The organism is Anaerolineales bacterium (genome assembly GCA_037382465.1).
Taxonomy (GTDB): domain Bacteria; phylum Chloroflexota; class Anaerolineae; order Anaerolineales; family E44-bin32; genus WVZH01.
Genome location: JARRPX010000017.1, coordinates 52,047 through 68,092, shown reverse-complemented (window position 1 = coordinate 68,092; position 16,046 = coordinate 52,047). Strand labels below are relative to the sequence as shown.

Sequence of the window (16,046 nt, the reverse complement as noted above, 5' to 3'; positions counted from 1 at the left end):
GTCGGTTATGCGGTATGTTTGAATCAGTACGCTCGATATTCTCAGGATGCTGAGGCAAGCTGTTTCCTGAAGGAGGTTTGACATGGAATTTATTGGCTCTCCGTTGTTCACCAACTTGCTATATCTCGTACTTGTCATCGGTTTGTGGCTGACGGCTTTGGCAATCGTCAGTCCGGGCACGGGCGTTTTGGAGGTCCTGGCATTTTCTACTCTCGGCATCGCAGTCATCGGGATGAGTCAGGTCGCACTCCACTGGTGGGCGATCATTGTGCTCATCCTTGGGGTGATCTTCTTATTGCTCGCGCTGCGTTTGAAACGCGAAGAAATGTGGCTTTTGCTATCAGCCGCCGCGTTCTGCGCGGGCTCGGTTTTTCTTTTCCGACCCGAAGGAGGGGGAGTAGGGGTATATCCCGTAGTGGCGGTAATCACGTCAGTGGTAACCATGGCCTACTTCTGGATTGCGCTGCGCAATTCCATCATCGCCTACAAATCGAAGCCCGTGATCGATTTATCCAAGCTTCTGGGCGAGATCGGCGAAGTGCGCACGCCGCTCGATCCAACCGGTTCGGTATACATATCCGGTGAGTTGTGGACAGCACGTGCCGAATCAACCCTGGATGTGGGAACCAAAGTGCGGGTTTGTGATCGAGAAGGCCTGATCTTGGTTGTGGAGCCTGTTGAATGATCCAATCATATTTCGAATTCGATAAAGGAGGATAAAATGGGAAGCCCTTGGGTAATTTATTGTGGCGTTGGCGTCGTTGCGTTGTTCGGTATATCCATTTTTGCAAGTGCCGTTCGCATCGTTCAGGAATATGAACGGCTGGTGGTTTTTCGCCTGGGCCGCTGCGTGGGCGAACGTGGTCCGGGTTTGGTCTTGCTCATCCCGTTCATCGACAAGGGAGTTAAAGTGGATCTGCGCGAGCAGGTGCGCGAGATTCCCCACCAGACGTCGATCACGTTGGACAACGCGCCCATTGCTATCGACTTCATCTGGTATTACAAGGTCGTCGAAGCCCAGCAAAGTGTGCTCCAGGTTGGTAATTTCGAAACCGCTGCGCAAGGTATGGCCACGACCACGCTGCGTTCGGTGATCGGTGCCATCCCGCTCGATGACGTGCTCTCGCAGCGAGACCACATCAACCAGACGCTGCGCGTGAAGCTGGATGAAGTCACAGAGCGTTGGGGCGTCAAAGTAACCAACGTCGAAATTCGGGAGATCATCCCGCCGCGCGAAGTGCAGGATGCGATGAATCGCCAGATGACGGCGGAACGTGTGCGGCGTGCGGTAGTCACGGAATCTCTGGGCCAGCGGGAAGCGGCGGTCAACGTGGCGGACGGCGAAAAACAAGCTGCGATTCTGAAAGCCGACGGTGATAAACAGGCAAACATCCTGCGTGCGGAAGGCGATCGGCAATCCCAACTGCTGCGGGCTGAAGGTTTTGCGGCGGCGTTAGACAAGATTTACAGCATCGCCAACACCATCGACCAGAAGACGATGACCTTGCAGTACTTCGAAACCCTGAAGACCATGGGTACCAGCCCGGCGACCAAGTTCATCTTCCCGATGGAATTCACGAGCATGCTGGAGAACTTCCGTTTGGGCAAGGAGAAATAAACGACGCTGGGTGAGGAAACGACAACTCGATCCGGGGCGCTCATCGAGCAAGCGACCTGGCGCGATCTCTCCACCTTCATCTCTTTGGAGAAAGCCTGTTTTGGCCGCGATGCCTGGCCCTGGATCGATTGTCTGGCGGCGCTTACGTTTCCGGAGATCGTTCGCCTCAAGGCGGTGTCCGAAGATCGTCCGATCGGTTTCGTGATCGGAGACAGGCGGCGGAGAGAAAGTCTGGGTTGGATCGCCTCGATCGGGGTCCATCCCGACTTTCGGCGCCAGGGCATCGGGCGCAGTTTGTTAATCGCCTGCGAGCAGCAACTCGGCATGCCGCGCATGCGTTTGACTCTGCGCAACTCCAACGAGGCGGCGAAGAGCCTGTATCGACGCTGCGGATACGTCGAAGTCGATGTCTGGTCGCGCTATTATGCCGACGGTGAGGACGGTATCGTAATGGAGAAGAACACCAGCGCGCAAAAAAGCCCGGAGGGAAATTAGTTCAAGAGAGCTGCCGAAACGGCCTGTTTTACACTTTGACCGGAGCAGCAGGCTCTGGTAGAATTCGTTGGCCAGGGCGTTGTACCCTTCGCCCTCGAGCGCCCGCTGAGGCGCTCAAATTTTCTAGAAAGGGCTTGGATAATCATGAAAGTACTTCTCCTGAAAGACGTTTATAAATTAGGTCGTGCCGGTGACATCAAGAAAGTGGCCGACGGGTATGGGCGAAACTACCTGCTTCCGCAGGGACTGGCCGCGTTGGCCACGCCGGGAATGTTGAAGCAGGCCGAGCGGATTCGCGAGAAAGCGACCGAGGAAAGGGCACGCCTCAATCAGGAATTGGGTTCGGTCGCCGAAGTGCTGGAAGGGCTGGAACTGTTCTTCCCGGTTAAGGCCGGAGAGATGGGCAGGCTGTATGGTTCGGTCACGACGGCGATGATCGCTGAGGCGATAGAAGAAACCTCCAAGGTGACGATCGATCGTAGACAGATCGACAGCCAACCCATTAAGACCCTCGGCGTTCACGACGTGGACATTCGCCTGACGGTCGATCTGGTGCCGCAGATCAAGGTCGTGGTGCATCGTGAAGATGAACCGCCCGAATCAGCCTACGAGTTGACCGAGGAAGGTATTCCTGAGGAGCCGGTCGAAGCATTTGCGGAATTGAAGGCTGAACTCGAGACCGAAGAACACGCGATGGAGGCCGAAGCGGAACTCGCCGAAGCGCAGACTGAAGAGGGTCTGAATGCGGAAGGCGAACCCGCCGAGGCGGCCAGCGACGAGAAATCTTAATCGGTTCGTTCGAATGCCACCAACGCGAGCGGCCATCCGCTCCACAGTTGGTGGTATTGTTTAATCCCAGGCGGATATGAAGGAGATTGGTCAGAGACTGCGAGAAACTCGTGAGCGCCTCGGTATTACGTTAGAAGAGGTCGAGCAAGCAACTCGCATTCGCACATATCATTTGGCGGCTCTCGAACGGGGAGACATCGATTCGTTGCCGTCGCCCGTGCAGGTGCGCGGGTTCCTCGGAAATTACGCGGATTTTCTCGGGCTGGATTCAGACGAAATCTTGCTCGAATACGCGGAGAAACTCCAATCCCGTCGTCCGAAATTGAAAAATCCGGTGGCGCAAATTGAAGCACGCAGCGGGCCGTCCGTGCAGATCCACTCCCGCAGGCCGCGCTGGTTGTCTTTCGACCTCTTTATCACAGCCACGATCATCCTGGCCGTCATCGCGGTCTTGATCTGGGGCAGCAGCCGCCTGATGCAATCCCTCCGCCAGGGCGCGCAGGCGACCGATGAAGCCATGACGTTTTTCATTCCCAGCGAAACGCCCACGATAACGCACACAGCGACGGCACAATCCACGTTGATTCCCGCCAGTCCAGGCGAGACGACGCCCGAAACGGAGGTCGAGGCGCCCACACAGCCTCTCGTCCTGGGACTGAACAGCGAAGTGAATCTTAGAATTTCGGCAAAGCAGCGTGCCTGGGTGCGTGTGTTGGTGGACGGTGAAGAAACTTTCAGTGGACGAATGCTGCCCGGGGAAGAGCAAACCTTCAACGGCCTGGAATCTGTCGAAGTCACGACCGGCAACGGTGCTGGTGTGCGCATCTATTACAACGGGCAGGATCAAGGAACGATGGGGGACGTGGGCCAAATTGTGATCAGGATTTGGACCCTGGACGGGGTTCTCACCCCGACGCCCACGCAGACTCAAACTCCCACGGCGTCGCCTCCTGCCACGGACACCCCGGCGACGTCGCCGACCTCGCAGCAAACTCCCGAGGCGGAATAGTGAAGCTGCGTTTCCATCTCGTATCGCTGGGATGTGCGAAAAACAGCGTCGATTCTGAATCTATGGCTGCCTTGCTCGCCTGCGAGGGTTGTCAGGCCGCGAACGGCGTGGCGGACGCGGACGTGATAATCGTCAATACGTGCGGTTTCATCGATGCGGCGCGCGAAGAATCACTCGCCGAACTCCAACGTCTCACAAATCTCAAACAACCCGGGCAAATGCTGATCGCTGCCGGTTGTCTCACCCAGCGGTTTGGCGCAGCGGTCGCTCAGCAGGTGCCGGGCATCGATGGATTGATTGGAACCCGGCGCTGGATGGACATCGTGCAGCTCGTCGAAGTGCTGCGGAATCGAAAGACACCCCAAACCATCTTCTATCTCCCTGAAGAAACTGAAGTCGGTGACGAGGACCTAGCCGTCCCGCGCACGGCGGTTCAGGGTGCAAGCGCATACCTGAAGATCGCCGATGGATGCCGACGTCCATGTGCGTTCTGTGCCATTCCTTTGATCAAGGGAACGGCCGTGAGCCGGCCGCCCGAACGGATTCTCGCCGATGCAAGACTTTTACAGGATCGCGGCGTGCGGGAAATCAATCTCATTGCGCAGGACACGACGGATTACGGACATGATTTGGGCATCCAGGACGGGTTGGCTGTGTTGATCGAGGACCTGGTGAAGGCGGTCCCGAATATCGATTGGCTGCGCATTCTCTACGCTTATCCTGGTTGCGTGACAGATCGCCTGATCGAGGTGATCGCCGGGAATCCCCAGATCGTCCCCTACATCGACATGCCGCTGCAGCACGCGCATCCCGAGGTGCTGCGGCGTATGCGGCGACCGGCGAACCTCGAGTGGGTGCATCGTACGCTGGAGAAATTACGAAGCGCTGTGCCGGATGTGGCTTTGCGCTCCACGTTCATCGTGGGCTATCCCAACGAAACGGAGCAGGCGTTCGAGACTCTGCTGGATTTCGTCTCGGAGGTTCGCTTCGATCGGGTGGGCGTTTTTACTTTTTCTCCGGAAGTGGGGACGGAGAGTGAAGCGCTGGGAGATCCGATTTCGTCAGAGGTGAAAGTCGAGCGGCAGCGTCGTTTGATGCTTCTGCAGCAACAGATCTCCCTGGAGAAAAATCAAACCTTCGTCGGGCGCATCCTTCCGGTTTTGACGGAAGGTGTTGGAGACGGCATCACATTGGGCCGGTCGTTCCGGGATGCACCCGAGATCGATGGTTTGGTGATCATCGACGGCGAGCATCCGCTGGGTGAAATGCTGCCCGTGAGAATCGACAGCGCCATGCCCTACGATCTCGTCGGAGCAGCAGCCGACTGATGACGTGAAATCTTCCACGCTCGAACATCGAAGAACGGAATGCTGAAGGAAGATGACTACAATTTTGGTTGAGGGTTTGTTGGCCGGATACGGCATTGCCATTCCGGTTGGCGCCATCTCTCTTTTGATTGTGGAAACGACACTGCGCAAGGGATTTACTGCAGGTTTCGTCGCCGGAAGCGGCGCTGCGACGGTCGATTTTCTCTTCGCCGCACTGGCTGCTGCAGTGGGGAGTGTGTTGGCCACTTTTCTGGAACCATACGCAGACCCGGTACGTCTCGCAAGCTCGATCCTGCTGGTAGGGCTGGGGATTTTCGGCATGCGGCGTTCTCTGCGGATCGCAGATCCGATCGAGAATGCGAATCCCGAGGCCGGATACTGGAAACTCTACGTGCAATTCTTGCTGCTTACGGCGCTCAATCCGTTGACCGTCGTTTATTTCAGTGCGCTGATCCTCGGCGGCACGCTGGGGGATTCCAGCACGATCCTGGAGCGAACGGTGTTCGTGCTTGGCGCCGGATTTGCATCCTTCTCATGGCAAAGCTTGTTGGCGTTCATCGGGGCGATATTACGAAAGGGAATTTCAGACCGCATCCGTCTCGCGTTGAGTCTGGCGGGCAACCTGGTTGTCGTTGGTCTTGGTTTGCGTTTGTTGATGCGCACTTGATCGGCTGGGAATATGAGCTTGCTGCGGTCGATCTGCCCGACTTAAGGCTAATCTTCGTCCTTTTTATCCTGGCCGCCCGGATTCGCCCACGGTGGCGGGCCGGGTGTTTTCTTCTCTTTCGGTTTCGGGGTTTTCGTCTTACCCGGGACGTGGTCTTCCTCGCTTGAATCGGATTGGGGAGTCTGTTTCTTTACCTGGCCGGGCGCCAGATCGCTTGGATCTCCGCCCTGACGAATAGTCTCGACAACATCCTTTCCGTGCTGCGTCTGTTCTTTGACTTCTTCCATCTTCACTTGAACGTCATCCGGTGCGTTGGCTTTCACACGTTCGAGGACCTCAACTTGATGCAAAAGGCTGAGGGCGAGACGGTCGAGTGATTTCTGATCTTCGCTTTGGGACAACTGTGTGACCTGTGTGACGAGCCGATCGAGCATGACTTCGTAATCCTCGAGAGCCTCGTCGAGGTACTCGTCACGGCCGGTAAGAATGAGCGCTTCGATTTCGTCCACTCGTTCGGTCGTGAAGTCATTCAGTAGTTCGGCGTCACCGCTTTCGCTGAAGGTAATGGCGAGGCGGATTTCTTCCACCCCGCGTTTAACGGGGTAGAGCACATCTCCGGGCAGGGCGTCGCTCGAAGCTCGGGCAACGCCCGTGGAGGTGAGTAGAAGTGCGAATGTGATTACCAACGTTGCGATCGCGCGGGCCGGGCGCCACGATAGTCGCTTAACTGCGGGCATCCGTCGTTTGGCCGCCGTCGTAGGTGTCTGAGCGGCGCGGAGGCGATTGAGCAGCCGGATTTTGGAATTGTGTGCGAAATCGGCGCTGGCTGCAGGCGCATGAAAAACCGATTGCATCTGGCGAGCGATCTCCGCCAGGGGAGCCAGTTCCTGAGCTTGTTGCGGGAAATCGCGCCGCAAGGCTTTTATGCCATCATCGCCGTTTTGAAGGCGGGTGATGCAATCGTCTAAAATTTCCTCGGTACGCAAACTCGGTTTTTTATCCATCGTTCAGCATTTGCTCGCGTAAGGCTTTGAGCGCCCTGTGAAGCAGAACTCGAAGCGCGCCTTCGCTACGGTTCATCCACGTTGCCGCCTCCGAAGTGGAGATGCCGAGGATGACGCGCAGGCGGATGACCTCCTGATAATCATCTGGCAGTTGTGCGTACGCCCGACCTAACATGATGTACCTTTCCGCTCGAATGAGTTTTTCGTCCGCGTTGATGCCTGGTGCAGGTGCGTGATGGGCATCTTCGAGCGCCGTTTCCTCCTTGTGTTTTCGATAGTAGTCCGCCAGTAAGTTCTTCGTCACCCGATACAAATACGCTGAAAATGGCAGACCTCGCTCTTCGTACTTGCCCAGCGCCTTGAACGCTCTCAGGAAGGCTTCTTCGGTGAGATCCTCGGCTGTCTGGTCTTCGCTTACCCGCGTGCGGATGTACCGGAAAATTGGATCGAGATAGCGGGTGTAAAGCTCTCCAAATGCCTCGATGTCTCCGGCTTTCGCCAGAGAAATCAAGCGGGCGTCATCGGATAATGGATGCACTTGTTCTACTCATAACAACGTAAGGTGTCTGCAATTGTTACACCGAAAGTTTTATAGGACTATGGTACCTTGTTCACTCGAGTAACAACGGCGTCGTCCGGACGTTAGCCAGATTGAAATCGGAATCGATTATACACGTCCTGTTGGTGTCAAGATATTTAACGGCAAGGCGAAACCACGAACAATGCGGAGGATACGATCATGACGCGAGCGCGACTATTCACTTACATCGCATTGGCGACGCTCCTGGTGCCGACGGCTGCCGCCGGCGCGCAGATAAATTCCCCACTGGTTGTGGGTACGACGGTGAGTTGTTCGAGCGCCGAGTTTGTAGTGGACTCGCCCGGAGATTCACCCGCATACGAGTTGACCTGGAACCTCGGAGACGACGTCTTGCTTGTAGAAGAAGGGATCAGCGAGTTCCCTCACGTCCTCGTTCACGATTACCTGGCGGCTGGCGAGTACGTCTGGTCCGTCAGCGTGACGGACGGCGCGGCGAGTGAACAGACGGGCGGCGTCGTCTCGATTGAAGGACCCTCTGTGAACTTGACGAGCGAACCCTTCCCGCCACTGCTCAACGCGGAGAGCGATGGATTGGTCACCTTCCTGGCGGAGGTTGAGGGCGGTGAGACTCCGTATTCCTATGCATGGGATTTGAACGGAGACGGCGTTCTCGATGAGCCTGGTGACCCGGATACGCCCGGCGCTGCCAGCTACGTTTATTCCGAACCCGGCAAGGTCGTGGTGCGAGTCCAGGTGACCGATGCCTGCGGCCTCTCGGCCTCGGCCACATTACCCGTTCTACTCAACGATCCGGAAGAAGACGAGGATGGCGAGGGTAGCTGTCACCCGGCAGCCCAGAAAATCGCCGACGGCATCAACGTGCTTTTTCCGGACCAAGCCGAGACGCTGTATACGTGCGAAGAGATCTACGATATTTTCGTCGGCGGCCTCACGGGATCGCAATTGGGTTTCGGCATCCTCAACCATGCCATCAAGCTGGCAGAGTCAATCGAAGGTTTGACCTGGGAGGAGATTCGCGATTGGCATCTGGAGGGTACAGGTTGGGGAATGCTGGCTCAACTCGACCGTTATGCAGATGTGGTAGACGGGATCGGCATCGGTGATCTGCTGGAACTCGTCAAGAGCGGAGATTATGAATACGCGGATATCCGTGCTGCGTTACGCTATGCGGTTCGCTTCGATACGGATTTTGAAGACGTGCTGGCACGTCTGGATGCCGGCGCCAGTCCCGGGGAGATCGGACAACTATACCGCACGGCGCAGGAATTAGGCGTCGATCTGTCGGTCCTCGATGCCTATCTCGCTGAGGGCGTTAGTCTGAGCGACGTGCGCCATGCGGCAAAATCCGCCGATCAGCTGCGTGTCGATTGGGAAACGCTGCTAGATGCGTACAACGCCGGAAATGGCTGGGGTGATATCAAACAGGCGTATAAGTTGGCCAACGAGAACATGAGCGCCGATGAGATTCTGGCCATGGGCATCAAGGAGTATCGCAAACAAGCCCGTGAACAGGATCGAACCCCACGCCAGGATGAAAAGGACCAGCGGACGGCGGCACAGATTGCGAGTAAATTTGGTATCGGTGAAGATGCGGTTTGGGCCTTGTATAAAGGAACCTGCAATTCCGACTGGGGATGCGTGCGTAAATATTATCAGAAGAACAAGTGACAACTGCGGAGTTTGCTCGAACTCCAAAGACGAGTGGGTTGGTGGCATCTGCACCCGAGTGCCGCCAACCCACGTTTTATTTAATCCATTATCATTTTGCTTCCAGACCATAACGCTCTCGCAGCGTTTGGGAAAACTCCGGCAGGATCTGTAAGACACGTTCGGCCAGTGGTTCGGTGAGTACGCCTCCGGCGCCACAGCTGGGTGTGATCAAGGCTCGAGACAGAAGGGCCATACGTTCGAAACCTTTCTTCTCGAAACGCTCCAGTCCTGCCTCGAAACGAGCAAGAAGCGTTTCGGTGGTTTCGGTCGAAGCAGCTCCTGGATCCAGGGTGGGTACGATGCCCCAACCCAATACACCGCCTCGTTCGAAAAACTCGTTCAGGTCATCCGGATAGAGTGTCATCGCGCGCAGATGGTCATAGGCGTCGAAGTCCAATATGTCCAGGTCCGTTGCCATGAGCAGCGACCAATCCGTATCTTCCTCGCAGTGTACACCGGCGAGGGCGCCATGTGCGTGGATCCAGGCGACCACCTCGTTGATGTCGCCGATGATGTCTTCCTCGCTTACGGTGATGAAGGTTTGGGAGCCGAAGCCGAGCAGCGAAGGTTCGTCGATGAAGAGGATGAGCGGTTTTTGGAACCTGCCGAGCTGCGTGAGCTGCCATTTGGCTTTGAGTGCCACCGTTTTGACGATCACATCGCGCAGAGTCTCGTCGTAATATGCGCAGCGCCGATTTTCATCCAGCAGATTGATTCCCTGTGTGAACGGGCCGGTGACTTGTCCTTTGAGCATGATTGCCGAATCGACAGCCGAGGGTAAGTGGCGCAGGAAGGCGTCGAACCCGGCGGCGTACTCCGTCGAGATGCGAAAATGAGCCAGAGCGTCTGAATCGTCCGCTTCCACCACTTTGAGATAGCGATCGTAAAAAAGCGTGAGCTGCTCGGTATAGTCGGCGGCTTGCGTGTCGAAATATACCCGGTCCCCATCTTTGACCAAGCCGGGCAGACCTTCCGTGAATTGGACCATCATATTTTCTTGGAAGGCGCGCCGCGGAAATTGAACCCAGGAGGGAATGCTCGGGGTGCTGGCGAACATGAGCCGTGTGCCTCGCTCGACATCTTTGTGGGGCAAACTGCCGATCGTCGTCGCTTGACAGCGAGGTTCGAAGGTTGGTGGGGTTATGGCGCCGGGTTGCATGTCCTTGGGTTTTCTCCCGTTTCTGTCTTTACGGCGTATCCCTCAATTTGACTACGATGCGCGCGAAATCGCGTCGTCGCGCTGAATCGAGCGATTTACTCAATCTATCGTGGAGGTCGCCGTTATTCCAGGTCGGCTTGTTTTTTGAGCTTGTCGACCATGTCCAGGCGTTCCCATGGCGCATCGATGTCATCCCGACCGAAGTGCCCGTAGGCGGCCGTCGCCAGGTAAATCGGGCGTCGAAGGTCCAGGTGGCGGATGATCGCGCCGGGGCGCATGTCGAAGTTGTCGCGAATGAGCTGGATGATTTTCTCGTCCGGAATCTTGCCGGTGCCGAAAGTTTCCACGGAGATGCTGGTGGGATGGGCAACGCCGATGGCGTAGCTGACCTGCACTTCCATACGTTCGGCCACGCCCGCGGCGACTAAATTCTTGGCAACGTAGCGCACCATGTACGTCGCCGAGCGGTCGACCTTCGTGGGGTCTTTACCGGAGAATGCGCCGCCACCGTGCCGGGCGACTCCACCGTAGGTGTCGACGATGATTTTCCGGCCGGTAAGCCCGGAGTCACCCTTTGGCCCACCCGTCACGAACCGCCCGGTGGGGTTGACGAGCAGACGGGTCTTATCATCGAGCAGTTCGGCAGGGACGATGGGATTCACTACGTTGGCGACGATGTCGTCGAAGATTTGTTCGCTGGTGATGTCCGCGTGATGCTGGGATGAGATGAGCACTGTGTCCAGGCGCGCCGGTACGCCTTTGCAATATTCCACGGTCACCTGGCTTTTGCCGTCCGGCCGCAAGTACGGCAGGATGCCTTCCTTGCGAACCACGGATAGGCGTTTGCATAGCTTATGCGCCAGGGAGATCGGTAGGGGCATGTATTCCGGCGTCTCCGTACAGGCGAATCCGATCATCATGCCCTGATCTCCGGCGCCGAGAGTCTCGAGATCGTCCTGGGCTTTCATTTCGCCCTTCTTGGATTCGAGTGACTTGTCGACGCCGAGGGCGATGTCCGGGCTTTGTTCTTTGATCGAGACGATCACGCCGCATGTCTCTCCGTCAAAACCATACTTGGCGCGGTCGTAGCCGATATCGAGCACGGTTTGCCGGGCGATTTCGGCGATCTCGACGTAGGTGTTCGTCGTAATTTCGCCGGTGACGAAGATGAGACCCGTCGTCACGGCGCATTCACAGGCCACCCTGGCGGAAGGATCCTGGGCAATAATCGCATCCAGAACCGCGTCGGAGATTTGGTCACAGATTTTATCCGGGTGACCCTCCGTCACGGACTCGGAGGTGATGAAGTGCTTTGGGGAGGTCATGAAGGTTGTTGTCATGAAGATCTCCTTTTGGGCGATTTTTTAGGATTGAAACTCTGCTTACATCAGTACAATTTACACATGGAAGAAGCGTTACTTCGGCCGTAGACTTGCGGATAATGCACTACGACCTGCGTTTGCGATCCTGACCGATTATTAATCGGCATCCGGATTATCCAATTCGGTATCTTTAACCTCATGCCATTCCGCATCGATGACGGAGGTGAGTTCCGCCCAATGTTCCTGGACGATTTGCTGGGGGCAGAGTTCGACGAACAGCGTCGTTCCCAGCCAGAGTAAAAAAGCATCGTCGATGGGACCGACGATGGGTTCCGGAATTACGAGGTAGAGCAAGGCACCGATGGGAAGGAGTTTGAGGATGGGATTGATACGCGGGTCACGCATCAGACGCAGAATCAACCGGATTCTCATCGAGAGGCCATCGAAAAAACTGCTGCTGTTGCTGCCCGATCGTCTGCGTGGTTCAGGATCGCTCAAGGTATTCCTCAGGGATGCGAGTTGGTGAATTATACCTTGTCCCGGAGGGGTTTCGTAGGTCAGCGCTGGGGAAGCCGTACGATGTACGTTGCCAGGAGCGTACTGCCGTCGTCCACCGAGAACTCACCGAAAACGGCGACGAGATCCCTGGGGCGCAAATCCTTCAAGCCGAGTTCGCTGCCGGAAATTTCCATGATGGAGGTGTCCGCATCGACCTCGATCCACTTGGGTCCTTGCTGCGTGGCGAGCTGGATCCCGTCCCGGGTGCCTCCGCGAACCAATCCGACGATGTCCGCTTCACCTGCGGGGATGCCCGCAGGCCGGGTGAGCCGGCTTCGATCGATCTGCGGCGCGCCGCCAGCAGCCTGGTAGTGAAGACCCTGGGCACTGACGCCGTAGCGGCCGATGTACACACCGAGTGAGAAAGCGCCGACGATCAAAACCAAAACCAGCACCACGCCGCCGGCGAAGATCAGTTTGCGATTCTTAACCATCGTTCCATTGTCTCCTCTTCATTCATTACTTCGACACTTCCGATCTCGAGCGAGACTGTGGATCCCTGAATCTGGATGTTCAATGTATGCGAACCGGGTTGAACGGTCGAGGGGACGACCAGCCAATAATCTTCGACGATCACGCCGTCGGTGAGGGGCCTGATTTCCGCTGTGTAGCGCGGTAGATTACCAAAGCCGAGGTCGTGGGTCTCGAGGGGCTGCTGATCCAGATAGGTTGTCAGGGTGACCGGTTCCAGACTTTGAAGGGTCCAGTAGAGAGCCAGGTGCAGGCGTGCGCCGCTTTCCAACGGTTCCGCGGGGATGTCGGCGCCGAGAAGGGTCAGGTTTCCAAATTCGGCATGGATTTCGAGATTCGGTTGTGCGGCTTCCACCACGAGATTTGGCGCCTCACGGCTGAGCCGGTAGAGCACTAATCGGTTGCGTGTGCGTGTCACAACCACGTTTCCAACGAGCAGCGGTGTTTGCCAGAGGTCGGTGGGGAGGACGTCTTTCGGTAACGCGCCGGGATTTCGGCTTTGATTGATCCCGTTCAGGGGAGTGGTGCTGAAAAGTTCTCCGGTTTGTACGTCGGCCAGTGACGGCGTGTGTGTCGGCAGGGCCGGCAGGACGACGTCGGGGCGTGTGTCGTACACCAGCCTCCAGTAAAAGGCATCGTACCCCATGACGCCGCCCTGAGATAACAAGGTGCTGTTTTCAGGCAGGTACTCCCACACGTTGGCATAAAAATCGTTCGTATTGACATCGTCCGATCGATCGCTGGAGGAAAAGTTTTCCGTCAACGGATAGAAACCCGTGGCGACGACGACGCAGGCCAACGCCCAACCCGCGGCTTTGGCAACCTGCCTCGCACTGAAGCGGCGCAGCCAGTTTTCGATGATGCGCATCACTTCGACCATTCCGAAGGCGATGAAAATCGCCCAGAGGATGTGAACCGGGATGAAGAACACTTCCAGGTCGAAAGCGCGATACTGGATGAAAAACCAGGTGTGGACCAGGTACATACCCATCAACAGGTAGTAGTGACGGGTTCTCCGGTAGAGCAGCGTAAAAAGTCCGGTTACACCGAGCAGTACGCCGAACAAGCCGAATTGGTTCCACAACAGGTAGATGTACACGACGACGCGATCGGGCAGTTCAGACGGTTCGAATGCGAACTTCAATTGCGGAAAGGCGCCGAGGGTGTAGTCATAGAATTCTTTGAGCGATAACGGTGCATTGCGCAGCAGCCCCTGCTCGCTGAGCGCCGCGGCGCGCAGCGGAAGCCACAAGTACTGTGCTGCACCCAGCGAGAATCCAGCCGCAGCAGCGACCCACCAGGAAGGTCGTTTCAATGCGGAGCGCTCGGTCAGCAGTACGTACAGCGCAATTCCAGGCGCAAAGCCCAGATTGGAAATGTGCGTGCCCAGCGAAAGTCCGTAGACCAAAGCGAAGAGGAAGAAATCACGATCACGGCGCATCCTCTCCCAGCGGAGCAGCAGGAGCAAACTGATGACGATCATGGCGGCGTTCGCTGCGTAGACCTCGGCAATCACCGCTTGTGACCAGAAGGTCGGGGAGAAGGCCAGAATCAAAGCAGCGAAGGCTGCGCCCGCACGGCGTGTGGCCGGAGACGCCACGCCAGGTTGTAGAAGCATGCAAACGATCAGATACAGGCCAGCCACGGCGCATGCGGCACAAATGGCGCTCATCAGATTCATGCGATAAGCGACGTCACCGAAAGGCAGCCAGGTGAAGATTTTTCCCAGCCAGGTATAGAGTGGATAACCGGGCGGATGTGCCAGGCCGAGGACGTAGGGGATGGTGGCAAGTTCGTTGCCGTCCGGGCTCTGATAGGAAAGGCCGGGAGTCAGTGTCGCAAGGTAGGCGAGAAAGGCCAAAATTGCCAGGGCCAGGCTCAAGAAAAGATCTGTGCGTTTGAGGCGATTCAGTATCTCAGTCATCACTCGAATTCTCCTGCGCGCAGGTAATCCGCGTGTTATGGCTATGCAAGAGTTACGTAAAATCTGGAGAGGTATCTGGACCTGGAGGGGGCCAGTAATCCGTGTGATAGAATCCTCGAATCGTTTCACGTTCACTGGAGGTTTGCGTGGATCCACGGAGTGCACCCGTAAAGCAGTTGGAGGAAATAAGAGGATCGATAGAATTGCTGTTCTTCGATCTGGATGGCACCCTGCGGCTCAACGAACCAGACGCAACCGGGTATTTCTACGATCAAGTGGAGAAGTTTGGGATCCATTCCACACCGGAGCGGCGGCGCGAGGCGGAACGCTGGACTCACGTTTATTGGGCCTCGTCTTCCGAATTGCTGCAAGATTTGGCGACGTTCGGCAATTGGAACAACAACGGTGCATTTTGGCAGAATCACGCTCGCCGCCATTTGAAAGTCCTGGGCGCTTCGGATGCGGAAGCTGCACGTTTGGCACCGATCATCACAGAGTCGATGTTGGCGGAATACAACCCCGTGGATTTCGTTCTCGATGACGTCCGATCCACGCTCCGGGAACTGAAAACGAGCGGGCGAACGCTGGCGGTGGTCTCCAACCGCGCCGAAGCCCTGGGGCCGATACTCGACGAACTGGGCTTGGGGAACTACTTTGAATTTTCACTTGCAGCAGGTGAGGTGGATTATTGGAAGCCCGATCCGCGCCTGCTGCTGCACGCAGCTTCGATCGCCGCTGCTCGACCTGAGCAGATCGTCTACGTGGGCGACAACGACTCCGCCGACGTCGTTTGCGCGCGCCAGGCTGGAATGACGCCGATTCTTTACGACCCGAAGGGCATTTTCCCTGATGCCGATTGTGTGATCATCTCGCAGATGCGTGAACTGCTTAACTTACTCGATGATCGGCGGTGACCTCTTCGGTGAATCATCCTGGGAAGACGTCACGAGCGTCGAGGGTGCGTATGGAAAGCGTTGATTGACTTCGACGCCCGTGCTATCTATACTACGTATAGAGGAGGAACGTTCGCCATGAGCGGATTGGACCGACAGGTGAATACTTGCCTCGATGGGGCACGCTGCTGAGACGCGCGTGCCTTTTTGATTTCTTACCGTCAGGAAAAAAAGGAGGAGCGATGGATTATGGAATGATTGGCAAGATCGAAAAAGCGAAGCGCTACGCGGAAGAACGGGATCGGATATGCATTCAAGATTTCCGCGCAACGTTTGACGGGGAAAACAATCCCCATACTGTTGAATTTAATGACGGATTTTGGACCTGCGACTGCAATTTCTTCCTGACCCGGGGTGTGTGCAGCCACACGATGGCTCTCGAGCGCATTCTCGAGGGCATGCTGCCCGTACCGATCGAAGTGACGTGAACGGCAACTTGCCGGAGTCTCCATAAAAGCTTGTAGATGGGCGATTTCA

General features: G+C 56.6%; 17 protein-coding genes. 10 read left to right on the top strand and 7 right to left on the bottom strand.

All coding sequences use genetic code 11. The annotated features are described in order from the left end of the window. Positions 1-82 precede the first annotated feature (82 nt). The 7 genes from P8Z34_06590 (at position 83) to P8Z34_06560 (ending at position 5,906) form a co-directional block, all read left to right on the top strand. Entirely contained in the window at positions 83-685 is a 603-nt protein-coding gene (locus P8Z34_06590) for an NfeD family protein (GenBank protein MEJ2550331.1), read from the top strand. Between the two features lie 36 nt (positions 686-721). After that, complete coding sequence (locus P8Z34_06585) at positions 722-1,618, top strand: SPFH/Band 7/PHB domain protein (protein ID MEJ2550330.1); 897 nt, start codon at positions 722-724, stop codon at positions 1,616-1,618. Positions 1,619-1,702: 84 nt separating this feature from the next. Further along, a complete protein-coding gene (locus tag P8Z34_06580) occupies positions 1,703-2,113 on the top strand; it encodes a GNAT family N-acetyltransferase (GenBank protein MEJ2550329.1) in 411 nt (136 codons plus the stop codon). Positions 2,114-2,257: 144 nt separating this feature from the next. Beyond that, the gene (rplI, locus tag P8Z34_06575) at positions 2,258-2,902 is read left to right on the top strand and encodes a 50S ribosomal protein L9 (protein ID MEJ2550328.1); all 645 of its coding nucleotides are present in this window, start codon (positions 2,258-2,260) and stop codon (positions 2,900-2,902) included. A gap of 76 nt (positions 2,903-2,978) precedes the next feature. After that, positions 2,979-3,911 (top strand): DUF4115 domain-containing protein, encoded by a 933-nt coding sequence (locus P8Z34_06570; GenBank protein ID MEJ2550327.1) that lies wholly within the window; start codon positions 2,979-2,981, stop codon positions 3,909-3,911. Continuing rightward, complete coding sequence (gene rimO / locus P8Z34_06565; protein MEJ2550326.1) at positions 3,911-5,239, top strand: 30S ribosomal protein S12 methylthiotransferase RimO; 1,329 nt, start codon at positions 3,911-3,913, stop codon at positions 5,237-5,239. Before P8Z34_06570 ends, rimO begins: the two co-directional genes overlap by 1 nt. Before the next feature lie 52 nt (positions 5,240-5,291). Continuing rightward, complete coding sequence (locus P8Z34_06560; GenBank protein ID MEJ2550325.1) at positions 5,292-5,906, top strand: LysE family transporter; 615 nt, start codon at positions 5,292-5,294, stop codon at positions 5,904-5,906. Between the two features lie 47 nt (positions 5,907-5,953). Here the strand turns inward: P8Z34_06560 and P8Z34_06555 are convergent, their stop codons facing one another. Beyond that, positions 5,954-6,910, bottom strand: coding sequence for a DUF5667 domain-containing protein (locus P8Z34_06555; GenBank protein ID MEJ2550324.1), 957 nt, complete (start codon positions 6,908-6,910; stop codon positions 5,954-5,956). Next, positions 6,903-7,448 carry a sigma-70 family RNA polymerase sigma factor gene (locus P8Z34_06550; protein ID MEJ2550323.1) on the bottom strand — a complete coding sequence of 182 codons (546 nt, stop codon included), beginning with the start codon at positions 7,446-7,448 and terminating at the stop codon, positions 6,903-6,905. The genes P8Z34_06555 and P8Z34_06550 overlap by 8 nt, the downstream gene beginning before the upstream one ends. A gap of 201 nt (positions 7,449-7,649) precedes the next feature. Between P8Z34_06550 and P8Z34_06545 the strand changes: the two genes are divergently transcribed. After that, a complete protein-coding gene (locus P8Z34_06545) occupies positions 7,650-9,140 on the top strand; it encodes a PKD domain-containing protein (protein MEJ2550322.1) in 1,491 nt (496 codons plus the stop codon). A gap of 91 nt (positions 9,141-9,231) precedes the next feature. On the opposite strand, the gene P8Z34_06540 is transcribed toward P8Z34_06545, so the two are convergent. From P8Z34_06540 to P8Z34_06520, 5 genes are all read right to left on the bottom strand, one after another. After that, positions 9,232-10,341 carry a hypothetical protein gene (locus P8Z34_06540; GenBank protein ID MEJ2550321.1) on the bottom strand — a complete coding sequence of 370 codons (1,110 nt, stop codon included), beginning with the start codon at positions 10,339-10,341 and terminating at the stop codon, positions 9,232-9,234. Between the two features lie 122 nt (positions 10,342-10,463). Further along, the gene (metK, locus tag P8Z34_06535; protein ID MEJ2550320.1) at positions 10,464-11,681 is read right to left on the bottom strand and encodes a methionine adenosyltransferase; all 1,218 of its coding nucleotides are present in this window, start codon (positions 11,679-11,681) and stop codon (positions 10,464-10,466) included. 138 nt (positions 11,682-11,819) lie between these two features. Beyond that, positions 11,820-12,161, bottom strand: a complete 342-nt coding sequence (locus tag P8Z34_06530; protein MEJ2550319.1) for a hypothetical protein — start codon at positions 12,159-12,161, stop codon at positions 11,820-11,822. 59 nt (positions 12,162-12,220) lie between these two features. Next, positions 12,221-12,655 carry a hypothetical protein gene (locus tag P8Z34_06525; protein ID MEJ2550318.1) on the bottom strand — a complete coding sequence of 145 codons (435 nt, stop codon included), beginning with the start codon at positions 12,653-12,655 and terminating at the stop codon, positions 12,221-12,223. Then, positions 12,634-14,616: a DUF2723 domain-containing protein gene (locus P8Z34_06520; GenBank protein ID MEJ2550317.1), complete on the bottom strand. Its 1,983-nt coding sequence runs from the start codon at positions 14,614-14,616 to the stop codon at positions 12,634-12,636. The genes P8Z34_06525 and P8Z34_06520 overlap by 22 nt, the downstream gene beginning before the upstream one ends. Positions 14,617-14,762: 146 nt before the next feature. Here P8Z34_06520 and P8Z34_06515 point away from each other — a divergent pair, with 146 nt between their 5' ends. Next, positions 14,763-15,530: an HAD family hydrolase gene (locus P8Z34_06515; protein MEJ2550316.1), complete on the top strand. Its 768-nt coding sequence runs from the start codon at positions 14,763-14,765 to the stop codon at positions 15,528-15,530. Between the two features lie 221 nt (positions 15,531-15,751). Beyond that, a complete protein-coding gene (locus P8Z34_06510) occupies positions 15,752-15,997 on the top strand; it encodes a hypothetical protein (protein MEJ2550315.1) in 246 nt (81 codons plus the stop codon). The last annotated feature ends 49 nt before the right edge of the window (positions 15,998-16,046 follow it).

Excerpts from the sequence above, each read along its gene's own strand:
- P8Z34_06520 (MEJ2550317.1), bottom strand. The coding sequence starts at position 14,616 with ATGACTGAGATACTGAATCGCCTCAAACGCACAGATCTTTTCTTGAGC.
- metK (MEJ2550320.1), bottom strand. The coding sequence starts at position 11,681 with ATGACAACAACCTTCATGACCTCCCCAAAGCACTTCATCACCTCCGAG.
- P8Z34_06560 (MEJ2550325.1), top strand. The coding sequence starts at position 5,292 with ATGACTACAATTTTGGTTGAGGGTTTGTTGGCCGGATACGGCATTGCC.
- P8Z34_06540 (MEJ2550321.1), bottom strand. The coding sequence starts at position 10,341 with ATGCAACCCGGCGCCATAACCCCACCAACCTTCGAACCTCGCTGTCAA.
- P8Z34_06510 (MEJ2550315.1), top strand. The coding sequence starts at position 15,752 with ATGGATTATGGAATGATTGGCAAGATCGAAAAAGCGAAGCGCTACGCG.
- rplI (MEJ2550328.1), top strand. The coding sequence starts at position 2,258 with ATGAAAGTACTTCTCCTGAAAGACGTTTATAAATTAGGTCGTGCCGGT.
- P8Z34_06525 (MEJ2550318.1), bottom strand. The coding sequence starts at position 12,655 with ATGGTTAAGAATCGCAAACTGATCTTCGCCGGCGGCGTGGTGCTGGTT.
- P8Z34_06545 (MEJ2550322.1), top strand. The coding sequence starts at position 7,650 with ATGACGCGAGCGCGACTATTCACTTACATCGCATTGGCGACGCTCCTG.
- P8Z34_06570 (MEJ2550327.1), top strand. The coding sequence starts at position 2,979 with ATGAAGGAGATTGGTCAGAGACTGCGAGAAACTCGTGAGCGCCTCGGT.
- P8Z34_06585 (MEJ2550330.1), top strand. The coding sequence starts at position 722 with ATGGGAAGCCCTTGGGTAATTTATTGTGGCGTTGGCGTCGTTGCGTTG.
- P8Z34_06590 (MEJ2550331.1), top strand. The coding sequence starts at position 83 with ATGGAATTTATTGGCTCTCCGTTGTTCACCAACTTGCTATATCTCGTA.
- P8Z34_06555 (MEJ2550324.1), bottom strand. The coding sequence starts at position 6,910 with ATGGATAAAAAACCGAGTTTGCGTACCGAGGAAATTTTAGACGATTGC.